We start from the raw sequence: 17,576 nt of genomic DNA, 5'->3' as shown, positions 1-17,576 counted from the left end.
AGAATAACCATTCAGGAATTCTATATTTTCTTCTTTTTTTATTTTTCATTTAGATTATCTTTATATATTAGTTTCACGTTAAACTAATTGGTTTCACACGAAACCAATTAAAACGGGAATAATATGAGACAGTCTGAAAGAATCGGTGCAAAGATCGCATACATCTTTTCGCACAATCACCATTACATCGAGAATGCGCTTGAATCATATAACCTGAAAGGTCCGATGTTTGCATTCCTGCTGACACTCGCACATAAAGATGGTTGTTCTCAGGAATGCCTGGCACGCTATCTCAAGTTTAGTAAAGCTACGGCAACCAGGGTCATCACAGCACTTGAAAAAGAAGGCTATGTCTATCGTGAAAAGGATGAGAATGACAGGAGAATGTATCGTGTTTTCATCTCCGACAAAGGCAGGGAAGTTGTTCCGGCGATAAACGCTGCTCTTCTGGAATGGAATAACATTCTACTTTCAGACTTCTCTGATGAAGAGGAGCATATTTTCAGAAAGCTCCTTGATAAAACAAAAAATACCCTTGAGGAATTTGACAGAAATTCATCAAAATGAATGAAAAACAAATATTGATATCAGGATAACATCATGAATGAAAAAAGTGAGTTTTTAGGTACCGAGAAAATCAATAAGCTTCTCTGGCAGCTTGCCACACCAGCAATAATCGGGCTTCTTGTACAGGCATTCTACAATCTTGTAGATACCTTCTTTGTAGGAAGAGCACTTGGTGAGCAGAGCGTACTCGGTATTGCAGGAGTTGCTGTTGCTTTTCCACTTCAGATGCTAATGATGGCTATCTCCATAGGCATAGGTGTTGGTGGTTCCTCGGTAATTTCACGTCTGCTGGGCTCCAGAGATGTCAACAAAGCTGAAAGAACTCTTGGAAATGTTTTTTCCTACACATTGATACTCAGTATAATTTTCCAGATTTTGTTCTTCTTCAATGTAGATACGATACTGAATCTTTTCGGTGCGACTGCTGATAACCTTGTCTACGCAAAGGAATATGCTGTTGTTATATTGCAGGGAACTCTGGCATTCACATTTGGTTTCGTACTTAACAATCTTGTAAGGGCAGAAGGCAATTCCAAAGTTGCCATGAACAACATGGTCTTTTCAGGTGTACTGAACATTTTCCTTGATGCAATACTTATGTTCGGATTTGGAATGGGTGTCAAGGGTGCAGCTCTTGCAACCGTACTTGCACAAATGGCAGGTACAATCTATCTGTTCTATTACTACATGAGTGGCAAAAGCCCTCTTAAGCTTGAACTGGCAAATTTCAAACCAAAATTCGACCTGATAAAAGATATAACAACTATTGGTTTCGGTTCATTTGTTATGGGAGCATCCAACAGTTTCATGATGCTTGTGCTTAACAACGTACTTGCCATCTATGGAGGAGACCTTTCAATAGCTGTATTTGGTGTTGCCATCAAATTGTTAATGCTGATACTAATGCCGATAATAGGTATATCTCATGGTCTGCAGCCAATTGTCGGATATAACTACGGAGCAGAGAATTATGAGAGAGTTAATGAGTCTGTTAAAAAGTCATTGATGATCACCACTGTTTTCGGACTGGCAGGTTTTATTTTGCTGTCTCTGTTTCCAGGAACATTCTTCAGCATGTTCAGCACAGATACTGACCTTATCAACAGCGGAGCATCAGCTCTGAGAATAATGGTACTGGCAAGTCCTTTGATAGGTCTGAATGTGATCGGAACAACGTTTTTCCAGTCACTTGGCAGGGCAAGACCATCATTCTTCCTTTCAATGTGCCGTCAGATTCTGTTCCTGATCCCTCTGGTAATACTTTTGCCATACTATTTCGATCTTTCAGGAGTGTGGATGGCATTTCCAATATCTGATTTCATGGCTGCCATGATAAGTATGTTCCTTGTCTGGAAAGAATATCGTTATTTCCAGAACAGAAGTAGTAGCAATGCATAATTGTTGCTACATTTTATTTCACGACAACTATTTATATTTTTGAATCCCTGAATATTTATGGGAGATATAAATGCCGGAAAAATCCTGGTTCTTTGCTATAAATGACGATGACCTTAAAGAAGGCAGTATGGAGTTTGCAAGGGTGAAAGGGACACCTGTACTTCTTATCAGGAAGAATGACACTGTATATTCCCTTTCCGGGAAATGTAAACATATGGGCTGTCGTTTATCAAAAGGTACTTTCAGTGAAGAATATGTGCTCAAATGTCCGTGCCATGGTTGGGAATACGACATAAGGTCCGGTAAATATCTCGGAGATAAGGACGAAGAGCTTTCTATCTTTGAGAACAAGATTGAAGACGGGGAAATACTTGTCCTTCTTTAAAATCCGCATGAACGGAGAGTACAAATGACTTCATGGACTGTAGCTGCAAGTGAAAGTGATGTGAAAGAAGGCAAAATGAAACCCGTGGAAGTAGGAGATACAAGAATTCTCCTTATTCGTGTTGACGGGGAAATATTTGCCATTGAGAATCGTTGTCCGCATATGAATTGTCCTCTACAGGGAGGCATCCTTATGGATCATTCTATCAAATGTCCCTGTCATAGCTGGAGCTTTGATCTGCGCAGCGGGGCATATGTAGCATCAGACAAGATCAAGGTTAATGTATATGAAACACAGCTAAAGGATGGAAATATATCTGTCCTTGTGTGATAGCGGGAATATATCTATGAAACAGGAAGATAACTGGATATTTGCACTAAAGGCAGATGAACTTGATAACGGCGAAAAGAAGCCTTTGCTTATAGAAGGCAACAAGGTGCTTGTTCTTAAGGTCGGTGATGACTTTTTTGCTATGTCCAACAAATGTCCGCATATGGAGTGTCCTCTGTCAAAGGGAACTCTTGAACAATACGTGATCAAATGTCCCTGTCATGACTGGAGATTTGATGTCCGTGAAGGCAAATTCCTTGATGCAGAAGAGATCAGGGTACCTATCTATGAAACCAAAGTTATGGAAGAAGGTGTTTTTGTAAATTTAAGTATGGAAGGTGCAGGTAAATGAAGAAAGTAGTAATGTACACCCTGAGCACCTGTCCCTGGTGCATGAGGGCAAAGAAATTCTTCAGGGAACATGACATTCCCTTTGAATATACTGATTATGACAAAGCGGATGACAAGACCAAGGAAGCCATAAAGGAAGATTGTCTTGCACATGGTTCTGAAATGTCATTTCCGTTTGTGAAAATTGATGATGAGGTTGTAGTTGGTTATAACCCTGACAAATACGCTACATTACTGGATCTTTGATCTACTATGGATAACGAGAAGCGTAAAGAGCAACTGAGAACAATGTTCTCAAAAGTTGTGGATCCTCTGGGATATAAGTTCAGTCCTGATGAGGAACTGGTTGGTTTCCTGCTTGAACAGGAAGTCAATATTGAAAAAGAAAAGGGGAGTCCGTTCTGTCCCTGTCAGGGACTTACGGGTGAGCGGGAACATGACATGAAACTTGTATGTCCGTGTATTCCATTCCACCGGGAACACTATGATGCAATGAGACGCTGCTGGTGCGGTCTTTACGTCCATAAGGATGTTGAGGATCCCGACAGCCTGATGCAGATCTCGCTCAAAGAGTTCCGGGAATCTAAAAATAAGAATTGAAAGTGTAAATAGGAATAGGGGAGTGAATTTATGGGAGTGGCAGAAAATGCTGTAATTGAAAATATAAAGACTCGGAGAAGTGTCCGTGAGTTTACGGATGAAGATGTAAATAATGAGGATATTAAGGCTATAATTGATGCCGGTATCCATGCACCATCGGCTTTTAACAGTCAGCCTTGGTTTTTTGTTGTAGTTAAAAATCGTGAAATGATGACACGTATCTCGGATCACTGTAAACCACGTCTTCTGGCAAAGCTGGAAGAGGCTACAGGTGAAACGATAGAAGAGTTCAAAAAGTATCTATCAATGGAAGAATTCGATATATTCTATAATGCTCCGGTACTGATCATTATTCTTGGTAATAATGCAGCTATAACTGCGGACTATGATTGTTCTCTTTGTGCTGAGAATATGATGCTTGCAGCTCATTCAATGGGAATTGGCAGTTGCTGGATAGGTTCTGCCTGTTTTGTACAGGAAAGTGCTGAACTACTTGAGGAACTAGGGATTACACCTGATTACAGGGTAATTGCACCTATTGTATTCGGTTATGAATCGAAGGTGACCGAAGAACCACCTAAAAAAGAACCTCCGATCGTGTGGGTCGACTAAGTTGAAAAAATGTCTGATTATTAATTCAAAAGAAAAAAGAAAAAAAGTTAATGCAGGACTTTCTTTACGTTTTTCATCCTGCATCTATCTTACACATTTTTGGTTTCGTCCTCACGCTTCTGCGGAGTGAAAGCTACTTTCGCCGAGCGGAACGTAGCTTTCCGGTTCAGACCATTTCGCAGCTAATTCAGTATCCTCAACTTCGAGGATAGTATTTGTAATTCTGTCAAGCATGCGCATTGCTCCCTTGTATCCAAGTGTCAGTAATCTCTGGGCACCGACTCTGTCATGGATCGGGAATCCGAATCTAATCAATGGGATGTTCATTTCCTTTGCAATGTACTTTCCATTTGAGTTGCCTATGAGCATCTGTGGCTTTGCCTTCTTGACAGCGTCGTTGAAAGTATCAAAGTCAACATCCTCAAGGATCGTGACATCACAGTCAGGCTTTACCTGCTTTACTCTTTCCATTGCCTGTTCAGCAAACCTTGGAGACTTGCTGGAAGCAACCACAAGAATAGGGTGCATTCCATTCTCAAGCACAAGTGAAAGCATTCCAAGTACGTTGTTAGGATCACCGTAAATAGCAACCTTTGTTCCGTAAACGTACTTGTGAGAGTCTACCATGGCATCAATAAGCCTTCCACGCTCCTTCTGGAACTCGTCTGGTATTTCTGCCCCGGATATATTAGACAATGCGGCCAAAACCCTGTCAGTGTATTCAAGTCCTATCGGGAGGGGCAGATTCTGCGAAGGGATGTCAAAAGTCTGCTTAAGGTAGTTGACCGCTTTGTTATCATTGGTAATTCCCAGTCCGATGGTTGCAGCACTGTTCTTCATGTCTGCAATATCAGCATGAGTTGTTCCTCCTGGTGGGATCTTATGAAGATCTCCTGTCATAGGAGCATCAAAGGTCTCAGAGATATCAGGGAGAAGTATGTATGAGTTCTGTCCCACAATACTGTCAAATAAGTGCTTAAGTTCCCTTGTGTCTTCAGGAGAGATGTTCTCTGAAAGTACGACATTGAGCTTATTGTTAAATATAGCCTTCTTTGAATCATCAAGAGTAAAAGTCTTGACAATAGCTTCAACAGCCTTTATGTATCCGCTGTTGTGGCTGTCCTCGTAACTTGGAGTTGGGACCGGGATGATAATTCTCTCATCACCAACACCTTCCTCTTCTCTGAATTCACTGATAATACGTGAAATGTCATCTCCAATTGTCTCTGCAAGACAAGTTGTAGAGACACCGATGACCTTCGGGTTGTAACGTAGTATAATATTCTTAAGTCCCTTCTTCAGGTTCTCACTTCCGCCATACACGGCTCCCTTCTCACTCAATGAACTTGAACCGATGTCCACAGGCTCTCTGAAATGGTGTGCAAGGTGCAGTCTCATATAGGTACTGCAGCCCTGTGATCCGTGTAAGAGGACCATTGAATCTTCGATTCCCTTAAAAGCCATTACACTGCCAATAGGCTGGCACATGATACAAGGATTTACAGTGGTGTAGTTACGTTCACTCATGCCACTGGCTCCTGTTGAAATGTAATGGGACTAATTTCCTGCATATTGCTCTCCCCTTCTATCTTCTTGATTGTTCCTGCTTTTGCAGTTGAATCAGTTGTTTGTTCTGCCCCGCTGCTACCGGAATATGAGTCCTCTATCTTGCTTCCAACATATCTCCACACAGGACTGTTTACAGATGTATCAAGCTCCCTTGCAAAATTAAGGAACCCGTCGTAACCTTCAAACTCAATTGTTCTATCATGGTTAAAGTCACAGAATGACACTCCAAGCTTGTAAGCAAGGAATCTTTCCTTGACACCTGCAACCATGAGGTCTGCCTTCTGATTTACCAGAAGATCTGCAAGTTCCAGTGGATTTGCGTCATCTACAATGACAGTTCCATCCTTTACCTGGTAACTGATCTGCTTGTAATCATCTCTCTTTCCGGTTTGTGTACCGATTATAACGACTTCCATTCCGAGTTCACGGAAGCCCTTTATCAATGTTAATGCCTTGGCTGCCCCGCCCATGTAAATTGCTGCAGTCTTCCCTTCAAGTCTGCTTCTGATTTCCTGAATTTCAGGCATTATTCTGTTTGTTTCCTGCTCGATTATTTCTTCTGCGATGTTCATCATTTCTTCTGAACCGAAGAATTCAGCAGTTGATCTAAGTGCTATTGCAAGATCCTCTATTCCAAAATAGCTGACCTTTGTGAAAGGAATCCCGAATTCCTTCTTCATCCACTTCGCGAGATATGTCATGGAACCTGAACACTGAACCAGATTCAGCTGTGCTCCATGTGCCTTTGAGATGCTATCTGCCGTCGCATCTCCTGTCATTGAAGTAATTACCTGTATTCCCATCTTCTCAAAGAGGGGCTTTACTAACCAGACGTCTCCTGCCACATTGTAATCGCCAAGAATGTTGATCCTGTATTCAGATATTATTTCAGGTTCCTTTGTTCCGATAAGCTGCATAAGTGCATGACATGCCGCCTTATATCCATCGGACTTTGTACCCTTGAATCCCTCGGACTGAACAGGTAATACTGGTATTCCAACCCTTTCGGTTGCTTCCTTACAAATGGCTTCGAGATCATCGCCGATTATACCGACAATACAGGTTGAATAGACAAAGATGACAGGTGGGTTGTATAACTCGACCAGCTCGTCTATGCTCTTTGAGAGTTTTTTCTCGCCACCGAATACAACATCAAGCTCCTTCATATCAGTTGAGAAACTGGTACGGAAGGTTTCCTTGTCACTTGACAGGCTTCCTCTGATATCCCAGGTGTAGCTTGCACAACCAATGGGACCGTGCACGAGGTGAATTGCATCGGTTACGGGATTAAGTGCCACACGTGCTCCTGAATATACACAGGCTCTCTGGCTCATTGAACCTGCAATTGATGTGTTATCACATGCAAGTTCTCCAGACTTGTTTGCCTGCTTCAGTTCTATGTATGGCCGTCTTTCATCCAGCGTGTTTATAACGCTTGTAATGTCTGGCATGTTCTCACTCCAAAAATATATAGTGAGGTCGTTACTGAACGACCTCAAGTTCTTCTTCAGGAACTGTCTTGTCCTTGATGTCAAGGAAAGTGTTTCCTATCCACTCGATCATGCGAGCTGCTCCTGCGTATCCCATGACCGGGAAGTGGTGCAGGTTTGCCCTGTCCATGATTGGGAACCCTACCCTGATCAGTGGGATATCCTCGGCAAGAGCGATGTGCTTACCATAGGTGTTACCGATCAGCATGTCTACAGGCTCATTCTTTATGATCTGGTGGAGTGTGAAAAGATCAGCTTCGTCAAGGATCTGTGCGCTAGGGTACAGTGGGTGTACCATCTCAGAGACTCTTTCCACGTAAGCCTTGCTTACTGATCCTGAAAGAACTACAACAGGCTCCATTCCCATTTCAAGCACAAGGCTTGTGAGACCCTCTATTATGTCTGGGTCACCAAATATGGCTACCTTCTTACCATAGAAGTGTGGGTGAGCATCTGTCATCATGTCAACTACCCTTGACCTTTCCAGTTCAAGTTCAGGTGGGATCGCTACATTTGCAAGCTCAGCTGCCTTCATGATGAACCTGTCAGTAAAGCGTACACCTATTGGTGCAGGTCCTATCTGTACTGGCATCTTGAACTTGTTCTTGAATACATTTGCTGCTGCGCCTCCTGCCATACTGCAGAGTGCGATGGTACCCATGGAGTTTGCACTGTCTTCGACGTCACCGATTGGTGTTCCGCCATTTGCAAACAGTTCTCTTTCCATTCCCATTCCGGTATCAAGAACATCTGTCTGGTCAGGGAAGACAATTGTTGGGATATTCATGATAGAGAGTAATCTCTTGATCTCACGAATGTCTCCAGGATCTACGAAACCAGGAATTACGTTCAGCTTTCCGTTTGGCTTTGTCTTTGTTGCAAAGGTTGTGACAAATGACTTTACCATATTGTCATAACCTGTTACGTGGGATCCCACATAACTTGGTGTTGATGCTGCACAGAGCTTGATGGATGGGTCGATGAGTTCTTCTTCTTTTACATCTTCAATGATCGAGCCGACATCATCACCGATTGTCTCTGAGAGACAGGTTGTGTGAATCGCTACAACTTCAGGCGTGTATACAGCTTCTATGTTCTCAAGTGACTTCTTGAGGTTTGATGCACCACCGAATACAGCAGTACCTTCATAGAAACTGCTGGTTGTACCGATTGTTGGTTCCCTGAAGTGTCTTGTAAGGCACATTCTCAGGTATGAAAGACATCCCTGTGAACCATGGCTGTGGGGCATACAGTTGCGTATACCCAGAGCAGCATATGTTGCGCCAATAGGCTGGCAGATCTTTGCAGGGTTAACAACCAGTGCATTTCTCTCCACCTTTTCCTTTGGTGTATAATCTAACATTTTTCAGCCCTCCTTTATGCTCCCTTCCATGGAGTCTTCTGGAGCTTCCAGCTTGGGTTGTTCACTGCCATGTCTACATCTCTTGCGAAGTTCAGTACACCAGTAAATCCGGTGTAACGACCGCTGTAGTCATATGAGTGTATCTGTCTTGATGGGATTCCCATCTTCTGTGCCCAGTACTTGTCCTTGATGCCGGAACAGAACAGATCTGGCTTGAGTTCCTTGATAAGGAATTCTGTCTCGTAATGGTTCAGATCATCCACCATGATAGCACCATCCTTCATTTCCGGTAGCATTCCTTCATAGCTCATAAGACCAAGCTTTTCCTTGAGTTCTGCCATACGTTCTTCACTGATGGCTGGTGTGAAGTTTTCATCTCTCTCATAGTGGAGATCTTCAAGGATCCCACTTGATGCCTTTTCCTTCATACCTTCAAGAATCTGCCTTCCTTCGTAGTCATCACGGTGAGCAAACTGGTATCCTGCAACAAGTACCTTCATTCCGAGATCTTCAAAGAGGTTCTGGTAGTGGTGTGACCTGGAACCACCAGCATAGATGAATGCTGTCTTGCCCTGAAGCTTGTTCCTGTACTTTTCGAGTTCAGGCTGGATCTTTGCTACTTCTTCTTCAATTATTTCTTCTGTCTTCCTGGTAAGTTCTGCATCATCGAAGAATTCAGCCATCTTTCTGAGTGACTTCTTTGTTCCTTCAACACCAATGTAATTGACCTTGAGCCATGGAACTCCGTACTTCTCTTCCATCATACGGTTAGTGTAGTTAACTGACCTGTGACAGAGAAGGATACTGAGCTTTGCCTGGTGTGCCTTTGCAAGATTGTGGTATGAACCGTCTCCTGTGAAACTAGAAACTATACGGTATCCTATTTTTTCAAAGAGTGGCTTGATCTCCCAGAGGTCCCCGCCAATGTTGTATTCACCAAAGATGTTGATGTCAAATGGTGTTGGGTTTTCAAGTTGTTCAGTACCGATAAGTGCTTCCATGATCACGTTACTTGCAACGTGGTGTCCTGCTGACTGGCTTACACCTCTGTATCCTTCACAGCGAAGAGCCAGTACCTTTAAACCAGGATAATCCTTTTCTGCATTACGTGCTACGGATTCAATATCGTCACCGATAAGTCCTACTGGGCACGTTGCATTGATGGAGATAGCTCCTGGCTTGAAGATTCTCATTGCATCATCAATTGCTTCCTTGAGCTTCTTTTCACCACCGAATACAATATCTGTTTCTTTCATATCTGTTGAGAAACAGTATTGCAGGTAGTTGTCGCCGCCGTCTTCTGCCTTGGCCATGTTACGTCTGGTCCCCCAGGTGTAATATCCACAGCCAATTGGTCCATGTGTGATGTGAACCATATCCTTAATAGGTCCCATCACCACACCCTTTCCGCCGGCATAAGCACAACCACGGTTTGTCATAATACCAGGGACCGTCTTTGCGTTGGCTTCGATGTGCTGTTCTGTTTCGCAGGAATCCTTTACTGTAAAGTGCTTCCTTCTGTCCTTTTCAGTCTTTGCAGGGTAGACCTTCATCATTTCGTCAAGGACATTCTGTGAATGTTCTACTTCAGAACTCATTCCACATTCCTCCCTACGGTCATTTCTCCTGATTCACCAGTTCTTACTCTGTAAGCTTCAGGTATGTCTGTGACGAAGATCTTTCCATCTCCTGCATGGCCTGTCTGGTTGATCTTGATTATTTTCTGTACTACCTTCTCAGCTGCCTTGTCATCCACTATGATCGTAAACATTCTCTTTGGAACGAATGGCACGTGTGTAAGGTTTGGTTCTTCCTGTTCAGGGAGCGGTGGATCAAATTCAAAGCATAATCCCCTTTGCTTTCCGCGTCCCATCACCTTTTCCACGGTGAATGAGGGGTATCCGCATCCATCAAGGGCATCAAGTGTCTTATGCACCTTGTTCATACGGATGATTGCCGTTATTTCCTTCATTTGAGATCCCTCCACGGATTTAAAGTCCGCTTGCGCCTGTACGGATCGTGTATGCGCTTTCTACCGGGTTTACGAAAATCTTACCGTCTCCGTACTTTCCTGTGTGAGCTGAAGTCTTGATGATGTCAAGGACTTTGTCCTTGTCTCCATCTTCGACTACTAGCATGAGCATTGTCTTTGGAAGTTCATTAAACTGTAATTCTGCTGTGTGTATTCCTCTCTGCTTTCCTCTTCCGAATACATCGGACTTGGTGAGAGATACAAAGCTTTCCTTTTCAAGAGCTTCAACAACATCAGTTACCTTTTCCGGTCTGATTATTGCACGAATCATCTGCATTGTTTTTTCACCTCTGATTCTATTTAGAGTTCAATAATTCCGAATTCTACCATCATTGCTTCGAGATCATCCATATCTAGTGGTGTTGGGACAACAAACAGATCATTTTCCTCGATGTTCTTAGCAAGGGTCATGTATTCCTGTGCCTGCTGACTCTCAGGGTCAAACTCGATGACAACCTTTCTGTTGATCTCAGCACGCTGTACGATGTTGTCTCTTGGTACGAAGTGGATCAACTTGCTTCCAAGCCTTTCTGCAAAAGCTTCGAGAAGTTCGCGTTCTCCGTCTACATTCCTACTGTTACAGATGATTCCTCCAAGACGTGCACCGCCCTTTGCGTACTTCTGGATACCCTTGCAGATGTTGTTTGCTGCATAGATAGCCATAAGTTCACCACTGGCTACAATGTAGATTTCCTGTGCCTTTCCTTCTCTGATTGGCATTGCGAAGCCTCCGCATACTACGTCACCGAGTACGTCATAGAATACGTAGTCGAGATCTTCTTCGTATGCACCGAGGTTCTCTAGGAGACCAATTGAGGTGATAATACCTCTACCTGCACAACCGACACCAGGTTCTGGTCCACCTGATTCTACACACTTAATGCCGCCAAAACCTGGCTGAATAAGCTTATCGAGTTCGATAGATTCGTCGCCTTCTGATCTGAGGGTGTCGAGTACTGTCTTCTGGTTAAGACCTCCGAGAAGCATTCTTGTAGAGTCTGCCTTTGGGTCACATCCTACTAACAGTATCTTTTTGCCCATGGTGGCGAGTGCTCCGGTCAAATTCTGAGTTGTTGTTGACTTTCCGATTCCGCCCTTTCCGTATATTGCTACTTGTCGCATGGTCTTTTCCTTCTGTACTTATTTGATGTGTTTTTTTGTTGTGTTTGTTGTACGACTGTGTTAATTATTGGAGCTGCGTTATTTCGTAACGTACAACGGAATCCTATGTACTATGTTCCTATATATAAAATCATTGCTTATTTACATTTGTTTATTTTTTAACCAAAAATGAAAAACAGAATCAAGTTGCTTTATTTGCCAACTTCAGTGTTTTATTCTCAAAGTAATTAATTTTTATCAATCTCAGACAAAATCCGTGTTTTTTGTCCTATTTTGGCAAACACTTATATACTGTATAATCTGACCATTTTAATGGAAGCTATTAACTGACGAGTCAAGGCAGTATTCTTTTTGTATTATATTTTTTATGGATAAAAAAGAAAAGTGTCCGTTCTGACCAACCGGAGCTGCGTTCAGAACGGATATGTCACTTATAGAGGTAGTTAGTACCATTTTCCTGTGAACATTTTTCTCATGGCAGGTCTTTCATGATCACAGGGTGAATGTGTGTTTCGTTTCGTTTTTATTGCTTTAGGAAGCAGGTTCTATGCTTGTAGGGTACTAACGGAATCCTATGTATTGTCTTATAATACTTAATACTACTTATTAATAGGAACAGATTTTTAGATTTCATCATATAAAATGTATTATTTGCCTCTTCATTGCCTGCCGTATTGAGTTTATAATGAATACAACAGTTTATTTTTCTTTATTTTCAGATTGTTTCTTCTGTTTTTGATAATGTTCCTTATTTTGATTTGTTTTCATTTTTATTATTTTCTGAACAGTAACATTAAAATAGAACTATGGCGGAAATGGGTAATGTGTTTCGTAGCTCTAACTAATCTACATTTAAACTTAGCTATTTAGGCAGGTATACGTTTATGTTTGATACAGGTACTACAGGATTTATGCTGGTGGCCACGAGCCTTGTTATGCTCATGACCCCTGGCCTTGCCTTTTTCTATGGCGGACTGGCATGTAAACGCAATATCTTAGGGATAATGATGCAAAGTTTCGTATCCCTAGGAATTACAACCATTCTCTGGTTTATCGTGGGTTATTCTCTCTGTTTCAGCGGTGGTGCAGGTGGCATCATCGGTAACCTTGACAAGATGTTCTTAAATGGTGTAACCATAACCTCAGCATTTTCTGCAAACGGTGCAATTCCTGAGATCGTCTTCATCTCCTATCAGATGATGTTCGCTATCATCACTCCGGCACTCATCACAGGAGCATTTGTCAATCGTGTGACCTTCAAGGCATATCTCATATTCCTTGTTCTCTGGCAGGTACTTGTGTACTATCCATTCGTCCACATGGTATGGGGCGGTGGTCTGCTCGCAAACATCGGAGTTCTTGACTATGCAGGCGGAATCGTCGTTCATGCTACTGCAGGTTTTGCAGCACTGGCATCTGTGTTCTATGTAGGCTCAAGAAAGGACCGTGCATCCAAACCCAACAGTCTTCCACTGGTTGCAATAGGAACTGCACTTCTCTGGTTCGGTTGGTATGGATTTAACGCAGGAAGTGAGCTTAATGTTGACACTATCACTCCTCTTGCATTCCTCAACACTGACATCTCAGCATCATTTGCCGCAATTACATGGCTCACTATCGCATGGGTAAAACAGGGAAAACCAAAGTTTGTGGAACTTCTGACAGGTTCTGTTGCAGGACTTGCAACCATCACACCTGCAGCAGGTTATGTGTCAATGCCGGTTGCAGCTCTTTTTGGAATCGCTGCAGGATTTGTCTGCTACTATTGTGTCCACATCAAGAACAAGCTAGGATGGGATGATGCACTGGATGTATGGGGAGTCCATGGTATGGGCGGTGTGCTTGGTACCGTGCTTCTTGGTATCTTTGCATCCACAGCTATTAATCCAAATGGTGCTGACGGTCTTCTCTATGGTGGTGGTAGCTTCTTCATGATACAGCTCATTGTAGTAGTTGCAGCATCACTCTATGCATTTGTATTCACATACATAATGCTCATAGCCATCAACTATATCACACCGGTAAAGGTATCAGATGACGAAGAACACCAGGGACTTGACATGTCCATTCATGGTGAGATGGCATACGATATTCACCTTATTTAACTGGTAGAAAAGATTAGGTGCACAGCACTGTGCACCATTCTTTTATTCTCTCTTTCATAACTCAAAGCGCTTTTTTCAGTGTAAACCAGAATACACTTCCCCTTCCTTGTGGATTATCAATGACACCTACATTTTCTCCATGAAGGTCCATGATCCTTTTGACAATAGCAAGCCCAATTCCACTACCCTTGATATTTTCCTTGTGCAAACGGTTAAAACGCGTGAATACCGCTTCTTTATCCTTGTCAGGAACACCATCTCCCTGGTCTGCCACGGAGATTTTCAATTTATCTGCAAGATCTTCTACTTTAACCGTAATATTGGTATTTTCCGGGCTGTATTTGATAGCGTTTGATATAAGATTAGAAAATACTCCTTCAATCATTGGGTTGGCAAGTGCCGGATGTTGGCCGTAAGTCTCACTTTTCAGGGTGATATTCTTACTTTTAAGGTCCTGCTCGAAATTGTCCTGTACATCATTTATCATCTGAGATATATTGGTCTTTACAAATGCCATCTCATTGATAGATTCAAGTTTGGCGAGTTTGGCAGCATTATCAATAAGTCCGATAAGTCTAAGATTCGATTTTTTAATGTTCTCTATGAGACGTTGCTGTTTTTCATTGGTTCCTGTCTCTTCAAGAAGCTCTGTGAATGATTTGATAAGTCCTGCAGGATTTAGCAGGTCATGGCGGAGAACATCAGTAAATAGATCTTTAATTTCATTGGACTTCTGAAGTTCTTTAGCATATTCCATGAGCTTGATCTCATCCTTTCTCTTTTCGGTTATGTCCTCTCCTGACATCAGGATGTTTGTAATATTTCCTTTCGCATCTCTCAGGACAGAATAGTGCCATTTGAAAAGTTTCTCCTTACGTGTGATTGTCATTATGGGATATTCGGAACATTCAGGTTCGTTCATAATGCCATCCAGAAGCATGTCGTATTTTCTCTTAACAAGGTTTGCATAGCTCTCGGAAACAATAAGATCTATCCAGTCCCTGTTAATTATGTTGTTCCTGTTATATCCCAGGATATCCGCACCTTTCTGGTTGATATGAATGAGCTTGTAGTCTCTGTCCAGAACTGCGATTAAAACACCTACATAGTCCAGATATTCGTATGCTTTATTCCGGTCTTGCAGAAGTGAGTCGTGATGTTCTTTGATGCGCAAAAGTGCTGTTATCTTCTTGTCAAGTTCAAACCTGTCAGCAGGTTTCTTAAGAAAATCATCTGCACCGACTTCTATACCTTTATGGTGATCATTCCTCGAAGTAAGGGCTGTGAGCATTATTATGGGTATAAAATCGAGTTTATAATCGTGTTTGATTATCTTGCATATGTCGAATCCATCCATTCCTGGCATGACGACATCAAGTAAGATGAGATCCGGCTCTTCTTTTTTCACTATTTTGAGTGCTTCCTCACCATTGGATGCTGTAATTACATCATAATTATCTGCAAGATATGATGTCAGAACTGCGACGTTGATCTTCTCATCGTCTACTATCAGTATTTTATCCTTCCCCGTCAAAATATCACGGAATCAAATATAATATTAAAATATATTATATTTTTGATTTTATTCTAAAAAGGATGTCATTCTAAAAAAAATATATTAAAAGGCAATATTTTAGGGAAGAGCCCCGAAACTATGGAAGTGCTAATTGTGACAACTGGACTGCAGAATCCTTTTACAATAGGTATATGTTGAATTCTCGGGGCTCACAATGATTGGTTTTATGAACTTATCGTTAATTGTGTAATATTCAATGTAACATTCAAAAATAAAAAAGGTTAGAGAAAGCACTTAGAGTGCTTCTCCGTCTGTTTCTCCTGTACGGATCCTGATGATCTTGCTTACAGGGTAAATAAAGATCTTTCCATCTCCAATGGAGCCGGTTGCTGCTGTCTTCATGATAATGTCAACAACTTTGTCAACACTATCGTCGGCTACTACCATTTCCATCTTTATCTTTGGCAGCAGGTCGACACAGTACTTGCGTCCTCTCCACTGCTGCATTACACCCTTCTGCTTACCACGGCCTTTTACATCGGTCACGGTCACACTTTCAAATCCCGCTTCATCAAGGGCATCCTTGACTTCGTGGATCTTTGTTGGCCTTATTATTGCTTCGATCTTCATCATTTAACATCACTCCTTAAGTATCATGAATTCTGGGTATGCACTGATTCCGTGCTCGACTACATCAAGTCCGGCGATCTCGTGCTCTTCAGATACACGGAGTCCTACTACTGCATCGAGTATCTTGAAGATTATGAATGAGATTACAAATGCCCATACTATGCTGAGTATTGCACCTACTACCTGTATCATGAACTGCTGTGTTCCGCCATAGATAAGTCCTGCACCAGCTGCTGTGTATGCTGCGTCTGCGAGCATTGAACCGTCGCCCTGTCCGAGTGCAAAGATACCTACTGCGAGAAGTCCCCAGGTACCACAGTATCCGTGTACTGCCACTGCACCTACAGGGTCATCGAGCTTGAGTGTGTTTTCATTGAACATCACACCTGCGTATACTACTATGCCTGCAACAAGGCCAATTACAACCGATGCCCAGTTAGTAACTGAACCACAAGGTGCTGTGATTGCTACAAGACCTGCGAGCAGACCGTTTGCAGTGAGTGATGGGTCTGGCTTTCCTGTCTTAATCCAGGTTATGATCATTACCATGATTGCACCAGCGCCTGCTGCAAGGAATGTGTTTACAATTACCATGCTGGCATATGGATCGTTACCATCAAGGGTACTACCACCGTTGAATCCTACCCAGCCGAATGCGAGGATAAGTGTACCGAGGAATGCCAGTGGAAGGCTGTGACCTGGAATTGCTATTGCCTTGCCGTTCTTGAACTTGCCGATCCTTGGACCTACAAGCATGATACCTGCAAGAGCTGAGTATCCACCAATTGAGTGTACTACACCGGATCCTGCAAAGTCATGGAATGACTGTCCGATTGCATCAACAAGGAAACCACTTGTAAGTATTCCTGCACCGCTCCATACCCAGTGTCCGTAGACAGGGTAGATGAGTGCTACCATAAGTACTGTATAAATTAGATATGACTTGAAGTCAGTCCTCTCAGCCATTGCACCAGATACGATTGTTGCACCGGTTGCTGCGAAGACCATCTGGAACCACCATCCGTTCCATGTTGCATTGTCCATTGCGCCCATTAGCATGAACTGGTTGGTTCCTATTAGACCTGCTGCATCGGCACCGTACATAATTCCCCAGCCTACAAGCCAGTAAACGACAATACCGAGACAGATTGTCATAAAGTTCTTCATGAGAATGTTAGCAGTGTTCTTTGTTCTGGTAAGACCAATTTCTACCAGAGAGAAACCTGCATGCATGAGGAACACAATTGCACCACAGATCAGGAGCCACATAAATGTGAGTGCTGTCTGAAGATCGCCTATTGCCATACTGTTTTCGTCTACTGTCGCAGCAGATGCTGGACCTATAAATACCATAAATATGACGCTCATTAGCAGTAAAACCTGCCAGATCATCTTTGAATTGAGTTTCTGTGATATTCCATACATGAGTAACACCTTTGTTTCGCTTCATTAGGAAGACGGATGCTATGTGTAGACTTCATGCTATTTAAATACTTCGGTTTTTGT

Annotated in this window: 19 protein-coding genes; 9 read left to right on the top strand and 10 right to left on the bottom strand. The window is 42.5% G+C overall.

Annotated features, from left to right (window positions below; all coding sequences use genetic code 11):
- Positions 1-123 precede the first annotated feature (123 nt).
- The 8 genes from BLP52_RS06065 (at position 124) to BLP52_RS06030 (ending at position 4,243) form a co-directional block, all read left to right on the top strand.
- Positions 124-567: a MarR family winged helix-turn-helix transcriptional regulator gene (locus tag BLP52_RS06065; protein WP_091709571.1), complete on the top strand. Its 444-nt coding sequence runs from the start codon at positions 124-126 to the stop codon at positions 565-567.
- Between the two features lie 33 nt (positions 568-600).
- Entirely contained in the window at positions 601-1,965 is a 1,365-nt protein-coding gene (locus tag BLP52_RS06060) for an MATE family efflux transporter (RefSeq protein WP_091709570.1), read from the top strand.
- 70 nt (positions 1,966-2,035) lie between these two features.
- Positions 2,036-2,350, top strand: a complete 315-nt coding sequence (locus BLP52_RS06055) for a Rieske (2Fe-2S) protein (protein WP_091709569.1) — start codon at positions 2,036-2,038, stop codon at positions 2,348-2,350.
- Positions 2,351-2,374: 24 nt separating this feature from the next.
- On the top strand, positions 2,375-2,680 hold the full coding sequence (locus tag BLP52_RS06050; protein WP_091709568.1) for a Rieske (2Fe-2S) protein: 306 nt from the start codon (positions 2,375-2,377) through the stop codon (positions 2,678-2,680).
- A 16-nt stretch (positions 2,681-2,696) separates the two neighbouring features.
- Positions 2,697-3,032: a Rieske (2Fe-2S) protein gene (locus BLP52_RS06045; protein WP_091709567.1), complete on the top strand. Its 336-nt coding sequence runs from the start codon at positions 2,697-2,699 to the stop codon at positions 3,030-3,032.
- Positions 3,029-3,277, top strand: a complete 249-nt coding sequence (locus BLP52_RS06040; RefSeq protein ID WP_091709566.1) for a glutaredoxin family protein — start codon at positions 3,029-3,031, stop codon at positions 3,275-3,277. Before BLP52_RS06045 ends, BLP52_RS06040 begins: the two co-directional genes overlap by 4 nt.
- A gap of 6 nt (positions 3,278-3,283) precedes the next feature.
- On the top strand, positions 3,284-3,631 hold the full coding sequence (locus BLP52_RS06035; protein WP_091709565.1) for a ferredoxin-thioredoxin reductase catalytic domain-containing protein: 348 nt from the start codon (positions 3,284-3,286) through the stop codon (positions 3,629-3,631).
- Positions 3,632-3,661: 30 nt separating this feature from the next.
- The gene (locus BLP52_RS06030) at positions 3,662-4,243 is read left to right on the top strand and encodes a nitroreductase family protein (protein WP_091709564.1); all 582 of its coding nucleotides are present in this window, start codon (positions 3,662-3,664) and stop codon (positions 4,241-4,243) included.
- Between the two features lie 111 nt (positions 4,244-4,354).
- Here BLP52_RS06030 and BLP52_RS06025 read toward each other — a convergent pair whose 3' ends face one another.
- The 7 genes from BLP52_RS06025 to nifH are packed head-to-tail and all read right to left on the bottom strand — an operon-like array spanning position 4,355 to position 11,819.
- Positions 4,355-5,770, bottom strand: a complete 1,416-nt coding sequence (locus BLP52_RS06025; RefSeq protein WP_091709563.1) for a nitrogenase component 1 — start codon at positions 5,768-5,770, stop codon at positions 4,355-4,357.
- A complete protein-coding gene (gene nifE, locus BLP52_RS06020) occupies positions 5,767-7,263 on the bottom strand; it encodes a nitrogenase iron-molybdenum cofactor biosynthesis protein NifE (protein WP_091709562.1) in 1,497 nt (498 codons plus the stop codon). Before nifE ends, BLP52_RS06025 begins: the two co-directional genes overlap by 4 nt.
- A 31-nt stretch (positions 7,264-7,294) precedes the next feature.
- Complete coding sequence (nifK, locus tag BLP52_RS06015) at positions 7,295-8,665, bottom strand: nitrogenase molybdenum-iron protein subunit beta (protein WP_091709561.1); 1,371 nt, start codon at positions 8,663-8,665, stop codon at positions 7,295-7,297.
- Positions 8,666-8,679: 14 nt separating this feature from the next.
- Positions 8,680-10,263 carry a nitrogenase molybdenum-iron protein alpha chain gene (gene nifD / locus BLP52_RS06010; protein WP_091709560.1) on the bottom strand — a complete coding sequence of 528 codons (1,584 nt, stop codon included), beginning with the start codon at positions 10,261-10,263 and terminating at the stop codon, positions 8,680-8,682.
- A complete protein-coding gene (locus BLP52_RS06005) occupies positions 10,260-10,637 on the bottom strand; it encodes a P-II family nitrogen regulator (protein WP_091709559.1) in 378 nt (125 codons plus the stop codon). Before BLP52_RS06005 ends, nifD begins: the two co-directional genes overlap by 4 nt.
- A gap of 19 nt (positions 10,638-10,656) precedes the next feature.
- Positions 10,657-10,974, bottom strand: a complete 318-nt coding sequence (locus BLP52_RS06000) for a P-II family nitrogen regulator (RefSeq protein ID WP_091709558.1) — start codon at positions 10,972-10,974, stop codon at positions 10,657-10,659.
- A 23-nt stretch (positions 10,975-10,997) separates the two neighbouring features.
- Positions 10,998-11,819 carry a nitrogenase iron protein gene (gene nifH / locus BLP52_RS05995; RefSeq protein WP_091709557.1) on the bottom strand — a complete coding sequence of 274 codons (822 nt, stop codon included), beginning with the start codon at positions 11,817-11,819 and terminating at the stop codon, positions 10,998-11,000.
- Positions 11,820-12,730: 911 nt separating this feature from the next.
- Here nifH and BLP52_RS05990 point away from each other — a divergent pair.
- Positions 12,731-13,924 (top strand): ammonium transporter, encoded by a 1,194-nt coding sequence (locus tag BLP52_RS05990; protein ID WP_238380741.1) that lies wholly within the window; start codon positions 12,731-12,733, stop codon positions 13,922-13,924.
- Between the two features lie 61 nt (positions 13,925-13,985).
- Here BLP52_RS05990 and BLP52_RS05985 read toward each other — a convergent pair whose 3' ends face one another.
- The 3 genes from BLP52_RS05985 to BLP52_RS05975 form a co-directional block, all read right to left on the bottom strand.
- Entirely contained in the window at positions 13,986-15,458 is a 1,473-nt protein-coding gene (locus tag BLP52_RS05985; protein WP_238380740.1) for a response regulator, read from the bottom strand.
- Positions 15,459-15,734: 276 nt separating this feature from the next.
- Positions 15,735-16,073 (bottom strand): P-II family nitrogen regulator, encoded by a 339-nt coding sequence (locus tag BLP52_RS05980; protein WP_091709554.1) that lies wholly within the window; start codon positions 16,071-16,073, stop codon positions 15,735-15,737.
- 6 nt (positions 16,074-16,079) lie between these two features.
- Entirely contained in the window at positions 16,080-17,495 is a 1,416-nt protein-coding gene (locus tag BLP52_RS05975) for an ammonium transporter (protein ID WP_091709553.1), read from the bottom strand.
- Between the last annotated feature and the right edge of the window lie 81 nt (positions 17,496-17,576).

This window comes from Methanolobus vulcani (genome assembly GCF_900100715.1).
In the GTDB taxonomy this organism is placed as follows: Archaea; Halobacteriota; Methanosarcinia; order Methanosarcinales; family Methanosarcinaceae; genus Methanolobus; species Methanolobus vulcani.
Note: the sequence above shows the minus strand (reverse complement) of the source record. Positions and strands in the feature narration are given on the sequence as shown.